Annotated in this window: 16 protein-coding genes and 1 pseudogene; 5 read left to right on the top strand and 12 right to left on the bottom strand. The window is 66.8% G+C overall.

Annotation, left to right across the window (positions count from 1 at the left end):
* Positions 1-18: 18 nt before the first annotated feature.
* Complete coding sequence (locus tag G406_RS0119420; RefSeq protein ID WP_084216192.1) at positions 19-2,739, top strand: AAA family ATPase; 2,721 nt, start codon at positions 19-21, stop codon at positions 2,737-2,739.
* Between the two features lie 42 nt (positions 2,740-2,781).
* Here G406_RS0119420 and G406_RS48135 read toward each other — a convergent pair whose 3' ends face one another.
* The gene (locus G406_RS48135; protein ID WP_037077422.1) at positions 2,782-3,633 is read right to left on the bottom strand and encodes an alpha/beta fold hydrolase; all 852 of its coding nucleotides are present in this window, start codon (positions 3,631-3,633) and stop codon (positions 2,782-2,784) included.
* 247 nt (positions 3,634-3,880) lie between these two features.
* On the opposite strand from G406_RS48135, the gene G406_RS58420 reads away from it, so the two are divergent.
* The 3 genes from G406_RS58420 to G406_RS55850 all read left to right on the top strand — a co-directional run bounded on the left by G406_RS58420 (position 3,881) and on the right by G406_RS55850 (position 6,713).
* Complete coding sequence (locus G406_RS58420; protein WP_084216191.1) at positions 3,881-4,186, top strand: carboxymuconolactone decarboxylase family protein; 306 nt, start codon at positions 3,881-3,883, stop codon at positions 4,184-4,186.
* A gap of 153 nt (positions 4,187-4,339) precedes the next feature.
* Positions 4,340-5,530, top strand: a complete 1,191-nt coding sequence (locus G406_RS55855) for an acyl-CoA dehydrogenase family protein (RefSeq protein ID WP_169736732.1) — start codon at positions 4,340-4,342, stop codon at positions 5,528-5,530.
* A gap of 4 nt (positions 5,531-5,534) precedes the next feature.
* A complete protein-coding gene (locus G406_RS55850; RefSeq protein ID WP_084216189.1) occupies positions 5,535-6,713 on the top strand; it encodes an FAD-dependent monooxygenase in 1,179 nt (392 codons plus the stop codon).
* Between the two features lie 314 nt (positions 6,714-7,027).
* On the opposite strand, the gene G406_RS55845 is transcribed toward G406_RS55850, so the two are convergent.
* Both G406_RS55845 and G406_RS0119395 read right to left on the bottom strand, forming a co-directional pair.
* Positions 7,028-7,522 carry a YkgB family protein gene (locus tag G406_RS55845; RefSeq protein WP_084216188.1) on the bottom strand — a complete coding sequence of 165 codons (495 nt, stop codon included), beginning with the start codon at positions 7,520-7,522 and terminating at the stop codon, positions 7,028-7,030.
* Between the two features lie 431 nt (positions 7,523-7,953).
* Positions 7,954-8,193, bottom strand: a complete 240-nt coding sequence (locus G406_RS0119395; protein WP_028935104.1) for a hypothetical protein — start codon at positions 8,191-8,193, stop codon at positions 7,954-7,956.
* 859 nt (positions 8,194-9,052) lie between these two features.
* Between G406_RS0119395 and G406_RS59410 the strand changes: the two are divergent.
* Positions 9,053-9,235: pseudogene (locus G406_RS59410) on the top strand (hypothetical protein); the annotation flags it as partial.
* 52 nt (positions 9,236-9,287) lie between these two features.
* On the opposite strand, the gene G406_RS48130 reads toward G406_RS59410, so the two are convergent.
* From G406_RS48130 to G406_RS48115, 9 genes are all read right to left on the bottom strand, one after another.
* Entirely contained in the window at positions 9,288-9,938 is a 651-nt protein-coding gene (locus G406_RS48130) for a FadR/GntR family transcriptional regulator (protein WP_169736730.1), read from the bottom strand.
* A gap of 110 nt (positions 9,939-10,048) precedes the next feature.
* The gene (locus G406_RS0119375; RefSeq protein ID WP_245607163.1) at positions 10,049-11,146 is read right to left on the bottom strand and encodes an adenosine deaminase; all 1,098 of its coding nucleotides are present in this window, start codon (positions 11,144-11,146) and stop codon (positions 10,049-10,051) included.
* Between the two features lie 5 nt (positions 11,147-11,151).
* Complete coding sequence (locus G406_RS0119370) at positions 11,152-11,349, bottom strand: hypothetical protein (protein ID WP_028935101.1); 198 nt, start codon at positions 11,347-11,349, stop codon at positions 11,152-11,154.
* Positions 11,350-11,606: 257 nt separating this feature from the next.
* Entirely contained in the window at positions 11,607-12,608 is a 1,002-nt protein-coding gene (locus G406_RS48125; protein ID WP_051342365.1) for a sugar phosphate isomerase/epimerase family protein, read from the bottom strand.
* Between the two features lie 52 nt (positions 12,609-12,660).
* Complete coding sequence (locus tag G406_RS48120) at positions 12,661-13,545, bottom strand: ABC transporter permease (RefSeq protein ID WP_051342364.1); 885 nt, start codon at positions 13,543-13,545, stop codon at positions 12,661-12,663.
* Positions 13,523-14,749, bottom strand: a complete 1,227-nt coding sequence (locus G406_RS0119355) for an ABC transporter permease (protein ID WP_028935100.1) — start codon at positions 14,747-14,749, stop codon at positions 13,523-13,525. Before G406_RS0119355 ends, G406_RS48120 begins: the two co-directional genes overlap by 23 nt.
* Entirely contained in the window at positions 14,749-16,317 is a 1,569-nt protein-coding gene (locus tag G406_RS0119350; protein WP_028935099.1) for an ABC transporter ATP-binding protein, read from the bottom strand. The genes G406_RS0119355 and G406_RS0119350 overlap by 1 nt, the downstream gene beginning before the upstream one ends.
* 8 nt (positions 16,318-16,325) lie before the next feature.
* The gene (locus tag G406_RS0119345; RefSeq protein WP_028935098.1) at positions 16,326-17,381 is read right to left on the bottom strand and encodes a BMP family lipoprotein; all 1,056 of its coding nucleotides are present in this window, start codon (positions 17,379-17,381) and stop codon (positions 16,326-16,328) included.
* A gap of 33 nt (positions 17,382-17,414) precedes the next feature.
* Positions 17,415-17,720 (bottom strand): IS110 family transposase (locus G406_RS48115; protein WP_037077419.1); only part of this gene is annotated, 306 nt, incomplete at its 5' end.

Raw genomic sequence — 17,720 nt, 5'->3', positions numbered from 1 at the left:
GCGCGTGTGAATAGACCGATGAGTCGGGAACGCGGGCACACCCGACCGGCGTATACCTTGCGTGGTCGTTCGGCTGAGGTGAGCGTCACGTTGGAGATGTTGCGCGCGGTCACGCAGGGCCGGTCCGGCGTTGTCCTCCTGCGTGGCGAACCCGGAATCGGAAAGACCGCGTTGCTCACCACGGTCGTCGAACAGGCCGCGCGGCTCGGATTTCATACCGCCCATAGCACCGCGCACGAAGACGACCGGGTTGCCTCACTCGCCTCGCTCGCGCCGGCGCTCCGGTTTGGGGTCGCCCCGCTCATCGACTCAGCCGATTTCATGGATTTGGCCCGCCTGCATGAACAACCGCTGTGGCTGGCCGAGCGCTTGGCGATGCTGCTGGAACGGCGAGCCCAGGACGGACCGATCCTGTTGGCACTCGACGACGCGCACTGGTCGGACCCGCTGACCGCGTTCGTACTGAGAGTCCTACCCAAACGCCTACTGGCGGCGCCGATCGCCTGGGTCTTGACGACTCGGCCCGTGCCAGGGGGCGGCCCGGCCGCGCGGATGGTCGAGGCAGCCGCGCCGGACCTTCAGTCTCTTTCGGTCGAGCTCACGGCACTCGACTGGGACGCCGTCCGCGCTGTGGCCCTCGACAGACTCGGGAAGAACCCGGACGCGGCCGTGCTGCACAAGCTATCCGGGGCACGGGGCGACCCGTTTCTCACAGTGCAGTTGCTCGACGGACTGTTCGAGCCCGGTGCCGGTGAGGAATCAACCGCCGCTCGGGTGCCCACCGGGCTGCTGGAGGGTGTCCGTCGCCGTATGTCGACGACCTCCGAGCCGTGCCGGGAGGTGGTGAGGGTCGCCGCCGTACTGGGTCACGGTTTCCTGCTCAGCGACGTCGCGGCGTTGCTGGATGCGGCCGCGCCGACGCAATTGACAGACCCGCTCAGCGAAGCGATCGATGCGGGTCTGCTCACCGACGATGGCAGCAGCATCCAGTTCCGGCACGAACTGCTGCGCGAGGCCGTGTACTACGACTTGCCACCCTCGGCCAGGCACTCCGTGCACCGGGCATTCGCCGAGCGCCTGCTCACCGAGGGACGCGGCTACGCTCTCGCCGCGCCGCACGTGCTCGTCACCGCGCGGCGCGGCGACACCCTCGCGGTCGACGTGCTGCGTAAAGCCGCACACGAAGTACTCGGGACAATGTCCGTCACCTCGGCCATGTTCATCAGGCAGGCATTCGATCTGACCTACACCGACGATCCGGCTTGGGGCGAGATAGCCGCTGAAGTGGTGCGGATTCTGGGGGCCGCCCGTCAGTTCACCGAACAGCGCCGGTTCGCCGACATGCTGCTCGCCACGCCGATCTCCCCGGATTTGCACGCCAGGGTACGGCTCACGCTGTTGCCGAGACTGTGGTCGATCGGGCGGAGCACCGAACTCGCGGAACTGACGTGCGAGCTCGCCGACGATCCTCGTCTCGACGCCCGTCTCGCCGGTTATCGCGCCCTGGCCCAGGGCGCCACGATCGAAACCGCTGTCAGCGACGAGGACCCGATCGCCACGGTTCTAGCGAGGACGGCCGCCGCGCAGTGGGCGGAACGAGCGGAGTATCGCCGACGCGCCTACGAACTGTTCGCCGAGGCTCGCGCTCTGGCACAGGGCGTATCCGGCCACGGAGCCCCCGAGACCGGTCAACTGGCCGCACGTGAACTCATCGCCTTGGGCCGTCTCGACGACATCGACGGCGCGCTGGGCGGGCTAGCCGACGCGAACAGGTTCGGTGATTCCTGGCAAGCACCCCAATTGGCGCTGCTGCGCGGGCAACTACAGTTGGCTGCCGGTCGGGTCGACGAGGCGGCCCAGCTAGCGGCGGCCGCCACCGATCTCATGGCGGAGTTGCACGATCACGCGTTCGATCCCGCCCTACGAGAGCTGCTCGCGATGGTGGCCCTGTTGCGAGGAGACCACACCGAGGCCAGGACCCAACTCGCGGCGGCCAGCGACGTTCCGGGCGACCTGTCCTTGGTAAGCGCGGTACTGGCCGTCCACGACAACGCCGACGCGGTCATCGCGGAAGTCCGCGCGGGAGCGCCGCTCTGGTCAGAACAGTGGCTGGTCAGTCTGGCGTGCTCGGCACACCATCGAGGCAACCAGAAGAGCGTGCACGACTCCCGGGAGCTACTCGCCGATCTAGCCGAACGCAATCCGGACCTGGCCAGCTGTGTGGGCGCGCACCTGCTCGTCGAGGCGCTGTTCAACCACGATTACCAGGCCGCGCGTGACGCGCTGCGTACCAGCCCACGCACATTGTTGGTCCTGCGCGCCGACGAGGAGTTCGGCCGCTTCGAACTCGATGCCGGGGACCGGTCAGTGGCGTTGACTGTTCTCGATGCCGTTCGTGATCACTACGCCGAGCTGGGCGCCACCGCCTCGGCGTCCCGAGTGCAGCGCATCCTGCAGGCCAGCGGAGTACGTCGTCGACGGTGGACGCCCGCTCCGCAACGTCCAGAGACCGGTTGGGAAGCACTCACGGAGATGGAAAGACAGGTCGCGTTACTGGTCGCCGGCGGCCACACCAACCGCTCCGCCGCGGAGGAACTGGTGCTTTCCCCCAACACGATCAGTACCCACTTGCGGGCTGTGTTCACCAAACTTGACGTGCACTCCCGCGTACAGCTGGCCAATCTCGTGCAGCGCAACGACACAGATCGGCCGGACACCGGTCTGGCCCAGCAGCCGTAGCCGCTGAGCCAGGCCAAGTCTTGCCACCTTCGCGCTGATGTCCTACTGGGCCGCGTGCTCGATCACCTGGATGACCTCACCGGGGTGAGAGCTCGGTAGATCATGGGCGGAGTTCACCATGGTGATGGTCGCCTTCGCCCGCTCCGCTTCGAACCGCTCCGCGGCGGGCGGGATGGCCATGTCCTGGTTGGCCACGATCGCAAAGACCGGAATTCCCCCCGGGACGCCGGCAGCGGCGGGCTCGCCCAGCGCGGCCCCGGCCACCGGACGCTGAATTGCCGCCGCGACGGCGGCATCAGCTGCTGCGCGATCACCGGCAAACAGGCTCTGGAAGCTCGAGGGCTTGACGTAGGTGTCCATGGCGCCGCCGGGGTAGGACACCGCGTAGGTTGTAGTCGGGCCGAACAGCGAACCGGGGAACTGTGTCAGCAGCTGTTGAGCGGTCTCGCCGGCATCCGGTATCAACGCCGCGGCGTAGACCAACGCCTTGACCTGCTCCCGGTTCTGCGCGGCGACCTCGGTGATCTCGATGCCACCCAGCGAGTGACCGGCGAGTACCACCGGTCCGTGGATGTTCCGCACGATCCCGTTGAGGTAGGCGGTGTCACTGGCAATGCCCCGTAGTGGCACCGCCGGCGCGATCACCGGGTAGCCGTCGCGCTGGAGTTGCATGATCTCACCACTCCAGCTCGAAGAGTCCTCAAACGCGCCCGATACCAACACGACCGTCGGCTTGCTGCCCTGCTGTTCCGCGACCGTGGCCGCAGTGGGAGCGTCGGGGGAGGCGGTCGGTGAACTGTCGTGGCCACCGTGTCCGGATACGGCCACCGCAACGATCGCGGCCACGACAACTACTCCTCCGGCGACGGTGGCCGGAACCTTCCATCCACTCATTTCCCTACTCCTTCGCCAATCTCATGGGACGCTTCTCCGCTGGTCAAAAAGTAGGAAACCAGAAACCGTCGATCGGGCGCACCGACTGAACACAGCAGTTCTGACTTCTTGCTCGTCGGATTTCCCGGTTCCGACGCACCCATTTCTCACATAAACACAGGAGATCCACTCGCTGGGGTAGCCACGAGCCACACTGGCTGTCTTGACTTTTATCTGTACCGCGCGAAACCCACATCGAGGAGTCGAGATGTCAAACCTTCCCATCATCGACAAGGCCACCGCGACCGGTCAGGCCGCGACGCTGCTGTCCCAGGTCGAAACCCGTCTGGGCTCGCGCTGCCGAACATGCTCAAGGTCATGGCGAACAGCCCCGCGCTGCGCAGACCTACCTGAGCATGTCCGACGCTTTGGCCGGCGGGGTCTTCCCCACGGCGTCACCGATACCGAGATTGCCGAGACCGTCGGTCATGTCGCACTGAATGTGCTGACCAACTACTTCAACGTCCTGGCCGCGGTGGAAAATGACTGGCCAGTAAAGGTAACCCTCGACTGATCACCTTGCGCAGCTCGTACAATCTTTGACACTGAGGATCTTGTGCTTACGAAACCCTAACCATACGGACCTACGGAACACCAAGACGTCGCCGACATGATAGAGGTTGATGGTGCGACCGGGGAACGTCCTCAGCCTAGAAAAGGGAAATCGATGAGCGAATCAGAGGCCGGCAGCGTCGAGGTATTACGAAAGTCGGAGCATGAAACCATTCTCGATGGCGCACGCCGGATAGCACCACTCATCAGGGATCAAGCAGCGGCGGCCGAGGCGGCGTGTCGACTGACCGACCCAGTCGTCAACGCATTGCGAGAGAGCGGAGTCTTTCGCATGTCGATGCCGCGGGCGTGGGGCGGACCAGAACTAGAATTTGTTCAGCAAATTGAAATTGTCGAAGTACTCGCTCAGGCCGATGCCTCAGCCGGCTGGTGTGCGATGATCTGCTCGGACAGCGGCTTCTACGCTGCGATGCTCGACGACGCACCCGCGCTAAGTCTTTATAAGAACCTTGACTTCGTTACCGCCGGACTGCTACTCCCGGTTGGTCGACTAGAAACTGTGAACGGTGGATACCGACTGTCGGGTCGATGGTCGTTCGGAAGCGGCTCGAGCCACGCCGACGTTTTTGCCGCAGGGGCACTAGTTACCAAAGACGGCGCTATAGTACCTGACAGTAACGGCCAGCCCCAATGGCGAATCGCCCTGCTTCCAGCTGACCAGGTGCAGGTACACGAAGGAACGTGGCATACAACCGGCCTGAGCGGTTCCGGCAGCAACGACTATTCAGTAGACAACGTTTTCGTCGATCACGACTACACATTTAAGCTCGGCGAGACGAGGCGACCCGAAACCCTTTATCGTTGGCGCGGAGCCTATATAACTAATTTTGTCGGGGTACCACTCGGCGTGGCCGCCGGGGCTCTTGGAAGCGCAACTGAAGCACTGGTCGATAAAGTAGTGGATCCTGCTGGCGCCCTGGCACGCGACCAACCTCGAGCGCAGGCCGCCCTCGGTCGAGCTCAAGCCATGGTCGGCTCGGCACGTAGCTACGCGTATGACATATTTGGACAACTATGGTCAACGCTAGACCGTGGCGACGAGCCGACTTACGCTCTACGCGCCGCCATTGCCGGATGCCTAGTGCACACGACCGCAGCATGCCTTGACGCGGTCAGACTACTCGTCGAGACGGTCGGCACAGCGGGAATTCGGCGAGGATCCCCTCTCGAACGCAACCTGCGCGACCTCATTACTATCAGGCAACACATCTTAGGCCAAGATAAAATGGCCGAGTGGGCTGGTGCGCTGCAGTTCGGCAAATCTGTCGATTTTCCGATCCTCTGATCCGATGCTACGTATACTTGTAGTCGGTGGAGGGATCGGCGGCCTTACCGCGGCGGTCGCGTTACGCGCCGACGGTCACGAGGTATCCATCGTCGAGCAGGCCATACAGCTGCGCGAAATAGGCGCAGGAGTACAACTGAGCCCTAATGCCACTCGAATATTGATTCACCTCGGTTATGGCCCTGGACTGGAGCGTCTAGGCGTGCGGCAAGCCACCGTGCGGTTCTTACGCTGGCGTGACGATACCATGATCTGCGAGCAGTCCCGAGAGAAGGTGTCCGAACGATTCGGATCACCTTACTACACGATGTATCGACCCGAATTGATCGAGCTCTTAGCAGCCTCCTTACCGGCTGATGTCGTCCGACTGGGTGCAGCCGCCACAAACATTCACTTCGATCAAAATCAACGCCCCGAGATCGAACTCGCCGACGGTCAACTAATTGACGCCGACTTGGTGATCGGTGCCGACGGAACCCATTCCATGGTGCGTTCGACAACTATCGGTAATGCCCCTGCCCGGTTCTCCGGAATGTGCGCCTACCGGGCACTGGTGCCAATCGATATGGCACCGCCATCACTCGCCACGCAGACCGTCCACTGCTGGCTCGGTCCGGAACGCCACGTCGTTGTCTACCCTGTAGGCCAGGGCGGCCGCTTCGTCAATCTCGTCTGTGTAGTGCCCGATCCGGATTGGCCGCATGAATCGTGGACCGACCAAGCCTCGGCTGATCAATTACGCGACCACTTCGCCGACTGGTCGCCGATCCTGCGCAGCTGCTTGGACGCGGTCACCGATCCAGTATTCCGCTGGGCACTCTATGATCGGGAACCACTCGCAACCTGGTCGACACAATCCACAACATTACTTGGCGACGCATGCCATCCCATGCTTCCTTTCATGGCGCAGGGTGCGGCGCAATCGATCGAAGATGCGGCGGCGCTGGCTGCCCAGCTACGTGATCACGATAACGTCGCGGACGCTCTCACACGCTATCAGCAGATCCGAATCCCGCACACCGCTAAGATTCAACGCCTGTCCTGGACCAACAACACCGTCTTCCACTTGCACGACGGTCCAGATCAGCGGCGTCGAGACACCGCCTGGGCAACCCGTGACAACGACACTTGGCTACAAACCCAAGAATGGCTTTACAAAAACGACCCCAAGGCATTCTCCTAACAACGCCCCACGGAGACGCTCCGAACACAGATACCCCAGAAATTCGTTGGAATTTATCTCACGAATGGATCCGTCCTGGCTGACCGCTCGCTTGACGTGATTGGCCTCGACTTTATCGAGACCCACGCACTGTAGATCGAGCGGGTTGCGCACGCGGCTCGACGCTACGGTCCCAGCGGCTGGAACTCCCGCGTGCAACATCGCGTCGGCGCCTCCGACGATTGCTCGGGACCACCTCAACGTGGAGCTCCGTGACGCAACACCGCCTGACGAGGCGATCCTGGATGACCGTCGCCGGCGGCTTCCAGGACCAATCACCCGGTCGGTGAAAGATCGTACGATCGAGCTAATGACTCTCCCAGAGTCCAGACCGCCGCTCCCAGTAGCACGATATCTTTAAGTAGAAACTGGCCGAGCGCAGACAACGCAGGAAAACCTCCGGCGTCGAAATCTGGCACATCGGGCGTGGTGAACAAAAAACTCAATGTGCTTAGGAATAGAACTACGGCGATGGCACTACCGACCGAAGCAAGACGAGCTGATAGCAACATGGAGGCAATTAGAACCGCCGAGACGATTTCCACGACGCCGATCGCGTTGGAGAGCGCTTGCACACTCAGCAGATTGTTCATCCACGACATAAAAGGACTGTGAGGAATATACGCCTGAATGCGCTGCGCTTCGGTGGCCGTGAATTTTAACCCGCCGATCCAGGCAATGACGATAGCGAGGCCATAGCGAATTATATGACCGCCCACTTGCAGAAGATGGCCATGAAATTCCCGACTGGTCAATGACTTGCCGAACACAGCTCTCCCGAGTAGTCAATGGCGCCAACCCGCGAGATCTGTTGGGCTGGACGCCGCGTGTACAATTTATTGCATCCTTAGCGGAGCTCGTCGCACATCAATAGAGCGCCAGGCGTCGCGACTACCCTACTCGCACCATAAGAGCCGCACGCCGATTCCACTGAGGTAATCCTTCACGGCCCCGTCTAATGGGGATAGTGCGCTCCGGATCATGTTTCAGCCCTAACGTCTCATCTCAACTCGAATCCACCCTGGCCCCTGACGATCGACAAGCTCGGTGAGACGCGAAAGCGAAGGCACCTCGGCCGTCCTCTCCGGTCTGGCCACGGTGCTGTTGGCCATGCTGCTACGCAGCTCACGTGTGGCGACGACCACGGCCACGCTGTGGACGGCGGTGAGCGATGTGCGCATCCGAAGGACCATTAAGCAGGTCATAAACGATCGATCCCGGAGCTCCGTGGTCCATCGACCGGCTTCCCGACCGTCGCCCGGGTCGAGGACGAGATACCTGGGTCGCGCTGCTCGTCGAGCGCCACGACCTGGCCCTGGCTCCTCTCGGTGCAGCTGAGGATTCGCCAGGAGCTGGCCAAGCCGATGCCAATGCACAGGAAGGTCAGACCGACCAGTCCGAATATTGCGCCGAACAGGAGCAGGAAACGCCCCTTCGCCATGGTCACTCCGCCTTGGCCAGCGCCGCAACCGGACCCACCGAGGGCGCTGCGGCAGGTGTTTCTGAGTGCCTTGTCTAGGCAGCTAGTCGGGCTCCGGACAGGTGCCGAACGAAAAGCGCGCCCATGACTCGTGCCCCCTCTTCAGGACTGGCGGGAGCGTGTCCGGTCGCCGACTGGAGATCCTGCATCGATGTATGTTCAGCTTGCAGCAACAGCAGACCCAGCACTCGACCGATCACTCCCCTGAGGTCAATGTGCTCCGGGAGATCTTCGGTGAACTTCTGGCGCCAGTCAGGACGCCTCTCATCGAGTCCAGCTTCCAACATTGCGATCGCTTCGGGCGAGGCCTCGTGGCTGTACTCGATCACAAGGTCCCGCACCGCCTGCACGGCTTGCTCGGGGTCTGTGGCTTAGGGATGAAGTTGTCCAGCCCCGATTCACCCATAGCAAGCCAGAGGGCACCTCGGATCCTGGCGATTGTCGCCCGCGACTGTTCCTCAGATAGGCCCTCTTTGAAGCGGCCAGCTCACACGGACGCTTTGGGCAGCGTCATATCGCTGCCAAGGCGACAGTCCGAACACTGACCCCTGTCAGGGTAGGGCTCGACGACCATCGCACACCGGCCGCAAATCCAGGCAGAAGCTGACATCGGTGCGCCCGAGTTGCGCCCGAGACGACCGACAGCGGGTGACATATCACGACATCAGCCACTGGACCTGAGCTGCGAGAACGGCACATCCTGATCCTCGTCGGCCGTGCTCGACAGGCCTTGGAGCCACCTCTTAATCAGCGGGTTCACGCCGGACCATGACCATCATGCGTTCGGAGCGCAGCCGCTCCTCAAGGGTCGGGGGTCGTCGTGGCTAAGTGCGTCTGCTCCGCCCTGCCCAGCCCGGAGCTGCTGGAGCCCCGAGGCTCGGCCATGGTGTTCGAAGACATCGACGACCTACAAGCCCGCATCGACGACCCCGAGCTGAGCGTGGATGCCAACTCGGTGCTGGTACTCGAGGGTGCCGGACCGAAGGGCTACCCGGACATGTCCGAGATGGGGATCGTGCGCACCGGACCCTGCCGGCCGCCCGAGACACAGAGCGTCACCCCAGCAGCCGTCGCAAGAAATCGCGATGGTCGTCATAGAGCCGCGAGCACGCAGCAAGGGCACCCTCGAGGTCGGCGGGTTCGCGCCCGATCACACCATGCGCCAGGTCGACGTGGTCGGCGAGGATCTCGGCGTTCATCGTTCGCCCGTGCGGGCTGACCCGGATGGTCTGCTCGATCTCCCCCGTCATGTCCTCCCAGAGCCGTGACAGCAATGGGGAGTGCGCCGCCTCGACCAGCCTGCGGTGCAGCGCGAGGTCTGCCGCCGCGGTCTCCTGGTGGAGGGCGACGTGGCGGCGCAGCTCCTCCAGTGCCTCTGCCACCGCGGTGCGCTCCTGGTCGCCCGCCCTGCCGGCTGCCAGCCGCACTGCGCCGGCCTCGATGGCCTCCCGCGCGTCCAGTATGTCGCGCAGCCCGTACTCCGAGCGAGGTTCCGTCGTGACGTCCGCGCTGGTCACGAACGCGCCGCGACCCATCTGAATGTCGACGACGTCGAGCGTGCTGAGCATGCCGAGTGCCTCGCGCACCACCGGTCGACTCACGCCGTACTGCTCGGCGAGGACCCGTTCCGACGGCAGCTTGGTGCCCACCGGGAACGCCCCTTCGCGGATCCGGCCGAGGAGATCGTCCGCGATCCGTGATCTCATCGTGGAGTTGTTGGGTGCGGCCAATTGTTCCCCCTCCCTCTGGCCTGACCGGCTCAACCAGGAGGTTAGTCCATCGGTCCCGAACAGCGGGCCCTCCAGCGTTCGCCCCATCACGCGGTCCGCGCCACTGCGAAGCCGGACGTCACGACCTGCTCGACGCGTACCCGCTCGGCCGGCGGGAGGAACGCCGCGCGGGCCGCGGTGCGCTGGAACCGCTCCAGATCGTCGAGACCATAACCGAAGACCCGGACCAGCTCGGCGAGCTCGCGGGTGAGCGAGGTCGCACTGGTCAGCCGGTTGTCGGTGTTCACGGTGACAGCGAAACCCGCGCGGCGCAGCCGGTCGAACGGGTGCTGCTCGATCGCGGCACCCCAGGGCCGCACGGCTCCAGTGTGGACGTTCGAGGTCGGACTGGTCTCCAGCACGATCCCCTCGTCGCGCACCCGCACAGCGAGCTCGCCCAGTACCTCGTCGCCGTGTTCGTCGCGCTCGACGTCCTCGGCGATACGGATCCCGTGGCCGAGCCGCAGGGCTCGGCCATCGGCCAGCGCCGAGGCAATGCTCGCCGGCCCCTCCGACTCGCCCGCGTGCACCGTCACCGGCACGCTGTGGCGGGCCAGGTGGTCGAACGCGTCGCGGTGCAGGCTCGGCGGGAAACCGGACTCGGGTCCGGCGATGTCGAACCCGACGACGCCGCCGGGGCGGGCCGGATCGTGGTGGCGCACCGTGGCCTCGGCGACCTCACGACTGTGGGGCCCGTTGCGCATGGCGCACAACAGCTGTCTGGCGATGACCGGCCGCCCTACGGCCGCCGTCGACTCCATTCCCTCGGCCAAGCCGCGTCGGACCGCGGCGATCACCTCGTCGAGGGTCGCGCCGCCGGCCCGGCAGGCCTCCGGCGCCCAGCGCAACTCGGCGTACACGACGCCGTCCGCGGCGAGGTCCTCCACCGCTTCGCGGGCGATGCGGGTGAGCGCGTCCGGCCGCTGCGTGACGATCACGGTCAGCTCGTCGCAACGCAGGTACTCCTCCAGCGACCCAGCGGCGGCGCGTTCGGCGATCCAGGCGCGCAAGCCGTCCACGTCGGCCGAGGGCAGCCGGACACCGGCCTCGGAACCCAGCTCCAGCACCGTCCGCGGTCGCAGGCCGCCGTCGAGGTGGTCGTGGAGGGCGACCTTGGGCAGACGCGCCAAGACAGCGTCAGTCACGGGGCTCACCGGGTCACGTCGACCTTGCTGGCCGGGTGCGACCCCGGGTCGAACCGGCAATCCAGCCAGACGTCGACCAGCGGGCGCGGGTCCACCGTGAGCTGCGCGCGCGGGCCGTCCTCGTAGTCAAGTCCACCATCATCGAAACCGACGGCGAGACGGACACCGTCCGCCGCCGATCCGGTCGTCTCGACCGTGCTCACAGCTGTGCCCCCTGTGTCTCGTGGTGCGCGGCATTCCGGATGATCCGGTCGCCGACGGTTCGGACGATCAACACAGACGAGCCAGCCCCACATGCAAGACATCACCTGCGTAGTCGCCCAGTAGGAACAGCACCCCGACCCGTCGCCGGCGGCAACGCGGTGGCACGCGCAACGCCACCCGACGACACGCCGTCCGTGCCGGGCGTGCACGGCCACGAAACCCGCCGGAGTCTCGTCGACGTCCACGCACAGCCGAGTCATCGCGGGCCTCCCCGCAGCGCCGGGTGCAGCACCGAGCGCAGGTACTCACGGTTCGATGCGCTGACCGACAGACCATCGCCGCCGTACTGCTCGCACGTGAGCAGACCCGCGAAACCGGCACCGACGGCCTCACGAACGGCCCAGCGGTAGTCGATCAGGCCGAGCTCGAGCGACGTCGGCATGGCGACGACGTGTCCGGTGTCCGGGTCCTCGTCGCGCATGTAGTTCTTGACGTGCCAGTAGTTGGTGTAGGGCAGCACGGTGGCCAGCACCTCGGCCCAGGGCTCGATCGGCCGGTGCAGCCGGATCAGGTTGCCGGTGTCGGGGTTGAGCCCCACGTTGGGCATGCCGATCTCCTCCACGAGTCGCACCGCGCTCGCGGCCGTGCCGAGGAAGGTGTCCTCGTACATCTCGAGGGACAGAAGCAGCCCGAGGTCGGCGGCGTGCCTGCCCAGCTCGCGCAGCCGGTCGACGGCCCGCCGCCACAGGTCGGCGTCGGTCGGGTCGTTGCCGGCGCCCGGCCGGGTCCAGAACCAGAGCACGTCGCGCTGGGCGGGATGCAGGGGTTCGTGGAGGCCGACCGACACCACCGGGGCGCCGAGCGCGGCGGCGGCCTCCAGCGAGTCGTGCGAGTAACGAAGGTTGGTCTCACCTCCCTCTGCGGCGATGACGCTGCCGCGGATGAGCGCGACCGCGGCGACGCGCAGACCTGCGTCGCGAGCGCTGCGGGCAAGCGCGTCGAGCTCCAGGGCGGTGAGCTCGCCCGGCCGTAGCCACGTGTCGGTGATCTCGACGTGGTCGAAGCCGGCATGGGCGATCTCGGTGAAGGTGCGGGCCCACTCGGGCTGCCCGAGCTCGCGGACGGGGCCGAGGGAGGTGACCGCCGGGAAGTTCAACGTTCCGGTGGCGACCGGCCAGGACAGGGCGTCGAGTTCGGTGCGGTCGTGGGACTGGACCTGCCTGACGGCGGGCGCTGTGTTCGGTGTCGTGAGGGGCATCGCGGATGTCTCCGGTTGTCGGGTCGGTCGTGGGCCGGCGGCGCGGGGCCGCTCAGTAGAGACGCATCGCCTTGCCGCCCCGTAGGTGCCGGATCCCGGCAGCGGCGAGTGCGACGACGGTGACGACGTAAGGGAGTGCCTGCAGCGAGTCCGTCGGGATGCCGGTACGTACCTGCAGGACGGTCGACAAGGCCTGGAAGCCGCCGAAGACCAGCGCGGCGATCACGGTCCCGATGGGGTGCCGCACCCCCAGGTAGACGGCGGCGAGGGCGATGAAGCCGCGGCCCTGCGTCATGTCCCGCACGAAGGTGTGGGAGCTGAACAGCGACAGCTGTGCGCCCGCGACACCGGCCATCAGGCCCGACGCGAGCATGGCCGACCACCGCACCCGCTCGGGCGAGATACCGGCCTCGACGACCGCGGAGGCGTTGTCTCCCACCGCCCGCAGCCGGATCCCCGCGCGGGTGTTGGCGTAGGCCCAGGCGAACAGCGGCACGAGCGGGACGAGCAGCCACGTGATCGGCGACTGCGAAGCGAACGCATCCAGGACCGGGACGCCCTCGAGGAAGGGCAGCCGCACCGCGGGCAGTGGCTGGGCGGTGAGCACGCCGTCGGACCGGGTGAGTGAGTACAGGAACATCACCGTCGCGCCTGCGGCGACCAGGTTGACCGCGATGCCGGAGAGCACGACGTCAGCGCCCAGGGTGAGGTGGGCCCAGCCGAGCAGTGCGGCGAGCATCATCCCGGCCACCGCCGCGCCGAGCAGGCCGGTCCAGGGCCCGCCCTCGGTCACCGAGATCGCCGCGCCGGCGAAGGCACCGACGAGCATCATGCCCTCGAGACCGATGTTGACGATGCCGGCGCGGACGGTCAGCAGACAGCCCAGTGCCGCCAGGATGAGCGGGGTCGCGAGCTCAAGGACGCTTGCCGAGAACATCGTGCACCTCCTGTCGCTGTTGCGGTGCATGTGGCCGGGACGGGTCTCCGGAGTCCGGTGGGATGGAGGCGTCCGCGCCGGCGGGCGCGTTCCCGTCCGGGGGCGCGGTGTCCGTACCGGGCGGAGGGCCACCGGCCACCACACCCGTGGCGGGCCGGCCGCGCCCCTCCCCCGTCCTACGGCGAAGGGCCGCGGCGAGCGCGATGATCAGGAGGCCCTGGACGACCACCACGACGTCGCGCGGGACGTTCGCGGTGATCTGCATGACGTCACCACCGGTGCGCAGGTAGCCGTAGGCGAGCGCGGTGAGCGGGACGAGCATGGGCCTGTTCACTGCCAGCAGGGCGACGAGCACGCCGTCGAAGCCCAGTCCTGTGGCCATCCCGAGGATGAGCCTGTGTGTGCTGCCGAAGGCGATGGCGGCGCCCGCAACGCCGGCGACGGCGCCGGAGACGGCGATCGACACCCAGATCAGCCGCGGGACGTGCAGCCCGTTGGCGTGGGCGAAGCGGGGGCTGTCCCCGACCATGCGCAGCGCATACCCGAGCCGGGTCCGGTCGAGCAGGACACCGACCAGGATGCAGGCCGCAAGCCCCAGGATCATCGTGCTCGGGATGGCGGGGGCGGTCCCGATGGTGGGGAGCCAGTTGCTGTGGGGGAAGAACTTCGACACCGGGTACCCGGCACCCTCGGGCATGAGGAACTGCTTCACCACGAAGGCGAACAGGAATGTGCCGATGTAGTTCATCATGAGCGAGGTGACGATCTCGTCGGCCCCGAGGTAGGCCTTCATCAGTCCCGGGATCAGCGCCCACAGGAAGCCCCCGACGATCGCCGCGGCGATGCCGACGGGGATCGCCATCGGCGTGGGTCCCATCATCAGCGCGACGAGCCCCGCGAGAAGGCCGCCGACGAAGACCTGGCCCTCGGCGCCGATGGAGAACATCCCCACCCGGAACACCAGGCAGACGCTGGCGCCGGTGAGCATCAGAAAGCTGGCGTAGGACAACCACTGGGCAGCCCGCCCCGGGCTCGACACCGCGCCGGTCAGCAGTCCGCCGACCGCACCGATCGGGTCCGGGGTGGCCAAGGCCATCAGTCCGATCAGGACGAGCAGCGCGGCGGCGGTCGCCGCGGCGATCGCCCCCGTGGACCGCAGGGCACGTCCGGCGCGGGGGACGCGCGGTGTCACCACCGTGCTCATCAGGCCACCTCCTGGCGGTCGGTGCCGAGCATGACGGCGCCGAGCACCGTCACGTCGAGATCGGCGGTGTTGTCGTGCTCGCCGACGATCCGGCCGTTGCGGAACACCAGGATCCGGTCGGCGATGGCGAGAACCTCGTCGAGATCGCTGGACTGCACCACGACGCCCTTGCCAGCACCGGCTGCCTCCGAGAGTCGGTCGTGCACGGCCGCGATGGCGCCGATGTCGAGCCCCCGGGTGGGCTCGCAGACGACGATCACCTCGGGATCGGCGGACAGCTCGCGGGCCAGCACGATCTTCTGGACATTGCCGCCGGAGAGCCGGCCCGCCTCCTGCCGGGCGTCACGGCAGCGGATGTCGAAGCGCTCGACGAGGTCGTCGGCGTGGCGGGCGACCTCCTTGCGGCGCAGCAACCCGTAGCGGCTGAATCGCGGATCGCGCAGCCGGTTGCCGAGTAGGTTCTCCGCGATCGAGGCGTGCCGCGCGACACCGGCCACCAGCCGGTCCTCCGGCACGTAGGCGATCCGTCTGCGCATCGCCGCCCGGCGGTCCCACCGGCGGGCCGGAGCGCCGTCGGGCACCACCGTGCCCGAGGGGGCGGGCCGCACGCCCGCGAGAACCTGGCAGAACGTCTGGTGCCCGTGGCCGTCGATGCCGACGACCCCGAGCACCTCGCCGCGCCGGACGACCGCGTCGACCGCGCTGAGGCCGGAACCGCCGTCCGACCCAGGTGGCACCGTCAGACCGCGCACGGTCAGCGCGGCGCCACCGGGGGTGCGACCGGGGCGCGGCGCGGCCGACGAGCGACCCGCCTCGCCGACCATGTCCGCGACCAGGGTGCGCCGGTCGACCTCACCGATTCGGCGCCGAGCCACGACGGCACCGTGCCGCATGACGGTCACGTCGTCGGCGAGGGCCTCGATCTCGTCGAGCTTGTGCGTGATGAACAGGACCGAGGCCCCCGTGGCCTGCAGCCGCCGGATCGCATCGAACAGCCGGAGGCGTTCCTGGGGTGCCAGCAGGGCTGTCGGCTCGTCGAGGATGAGCACGCGTGCTCCGCGGTAGAGGGCCTTGAGAATCTCCACCCGCTGCTGCTGGGCGATGCTGATGTCGCGGACGCGGCGCCCGGTCGGGACTTCGAGCCCCAGCTCGGCAGCGAGCTGGTCGATCCGTCGCCGGGCTGCGGAGCGGTCGACGCCCAGCGGTCCGGAGCGCTCGGCGCCCAGCGAGATGTTGTCCAGCACGCTGAGCTCGGACACGAGCCCGAAGTGCTGGAAGACCATCCCGATGCCGGCCGCGATCGCGTCGGCGGGAGTGCGCAGTCGGCGCTGCGTACCGTCGACGACGATCGTGCCGGCGTCGGGCCGCTCCACCCCGAAGAGGATCTTCATCAGCGTGGACTTCCCGGCGCCGTTCTCGCCGAGGATCGCGTGGACGCTTCCCTGGCCCAAGGTCAGCGAGACGTCCTGGTTGGCGTGCACGGGCCCGTAGCTCTTGTCGATGCCACGCAGCTCCAGGGCGGGGGTTGCCCCGGCCTCCGGCCGCGCGGTGACGTGTCCGTCCTCCATGGTGCGACCTATCGCCGGACCAGGGCGGACTCGTACTTGCCCGCCGCCAGGTCGGCCGTCACCTGGGTCATCTTCTCCCGCACGTCGGCAGGGACGACCCGCTCGTAGAGCGGGGTCCTCACGAGCGAGACGGAACCGTCCTTCACCCCGTAGGCGGCCACCGTGCCGACGGGCAGCTGCCCCTTGCCCGAGGCGACGACAGCGTCCTTGATCGACTTCGCCACGTTGGTGTCGGCCGAGGTCAGCACCGTGTCCTTGCCACCGACCTGCGGGGACCGCGCCTGCGCCGTCGAATTGCCGAGGGCCCAGATGTCGTTGCCGGCGGCTGCCTCGAACACGCCGCGGTCGGTCTGACCGGCCGCGGCGAAGAGCACCTCGGCGCCCTGGGAGATCATGTCCTGTGCGACGGCCTTGCCCTGCACGGGATCGGAGAACGACCCGGCGAAGGCCGAAAGCACCTTCACCTCGGGGGCGACGCTCTTGACGCCCTGCTCGAAGCCCCGCACGTAGTCCTGGATCACCGGGATGTCCTGGCCACCGACGACCCCGACGACGCCGGTGCGTTTCACCTTGTCGACGCCCGCGTGCCGCGTGAGCAGACCGGCCAGGGCGCCGGCGAGGAAGCCGGTCTCGTCGTAGCGGTAGGTGATCGAGTAGACGTTGGTGCAGCCGCACCTGGCGGCGTCGACCTGCGCGTCGAACACCACGAACTTCTTGTCGGGGAACTGTGCCGCGGCCTGCTCGACCAGCTCGGTCATCGCGAACGTGCCCGTGATGACCGGGTCGGCGTTACTGCCCGAGAGGTCGTCAAGGGCGGGCTGCCACTTGGTGGGCTCGTAGCCCGCCTCCACCACCTTCGGGGTCCAGCCCGCGGCCTGGGCGCCCTCACGGGTCCCGGCGCTGGCCTGGTCGAAAAAGCCTCCGTCCCCAGCGGTGCCGGGGATGAGCAGGCCGACGGTGCCGGCGCCCGGCGGGGAGCCGGTGTCGGCCGACGAACAGCCGGCGAGCAGGGCCACCGACACGGCGAGCGCGACGGCGGCGCCGAGCAGTCGGGGTGTGCGCATGAGCGCTCCTGGGGGGTGTCCCTATGGCACTTGTCAAGCTGCGGCTGGGAGTTTCGGGGCGTGTGAGTTGCTTGGGTGTCGGTAGAGGGCGTGGTCTCGGAGCATGGCGTAGAGGACGTCGCAGCGTCGTCGGGCCAGGCAGATGAGGGCGGCGTTGTGCTTTTTCTTTTCGGCTCGTTTGCGGTCGTAGTAGGCGCGGCTGGTGGGGTCGGACAGGGCGGCGAACGCGGCGAGGAAGAACGCGCGTTTAAGTTTGCGGTTGCCGGTGCGTGCGGGGTGTTCGCCTTTAATGCTGGTGCCGGAGATGCGGCTGACTGGTGCGATGCCGGCGTAGGCGGC

Origin of the sequence: Actinospineispora spinosispora DSM 44797, from assembly GCF_000429025.1 — a bacterium.
Classification (GTDB): Bacteria; Actinomycetota; Actinomycetes; order Mycobacteriales; family Pseudonocardiaceae; genus Pseudonocardia; species Pseudonocardia spinosispora.
The sequence above is the reverse complement of the archived record's forward strand: the minus strand, read 5'-3'. Positions and strand labels throughout refer to the sequence as shown.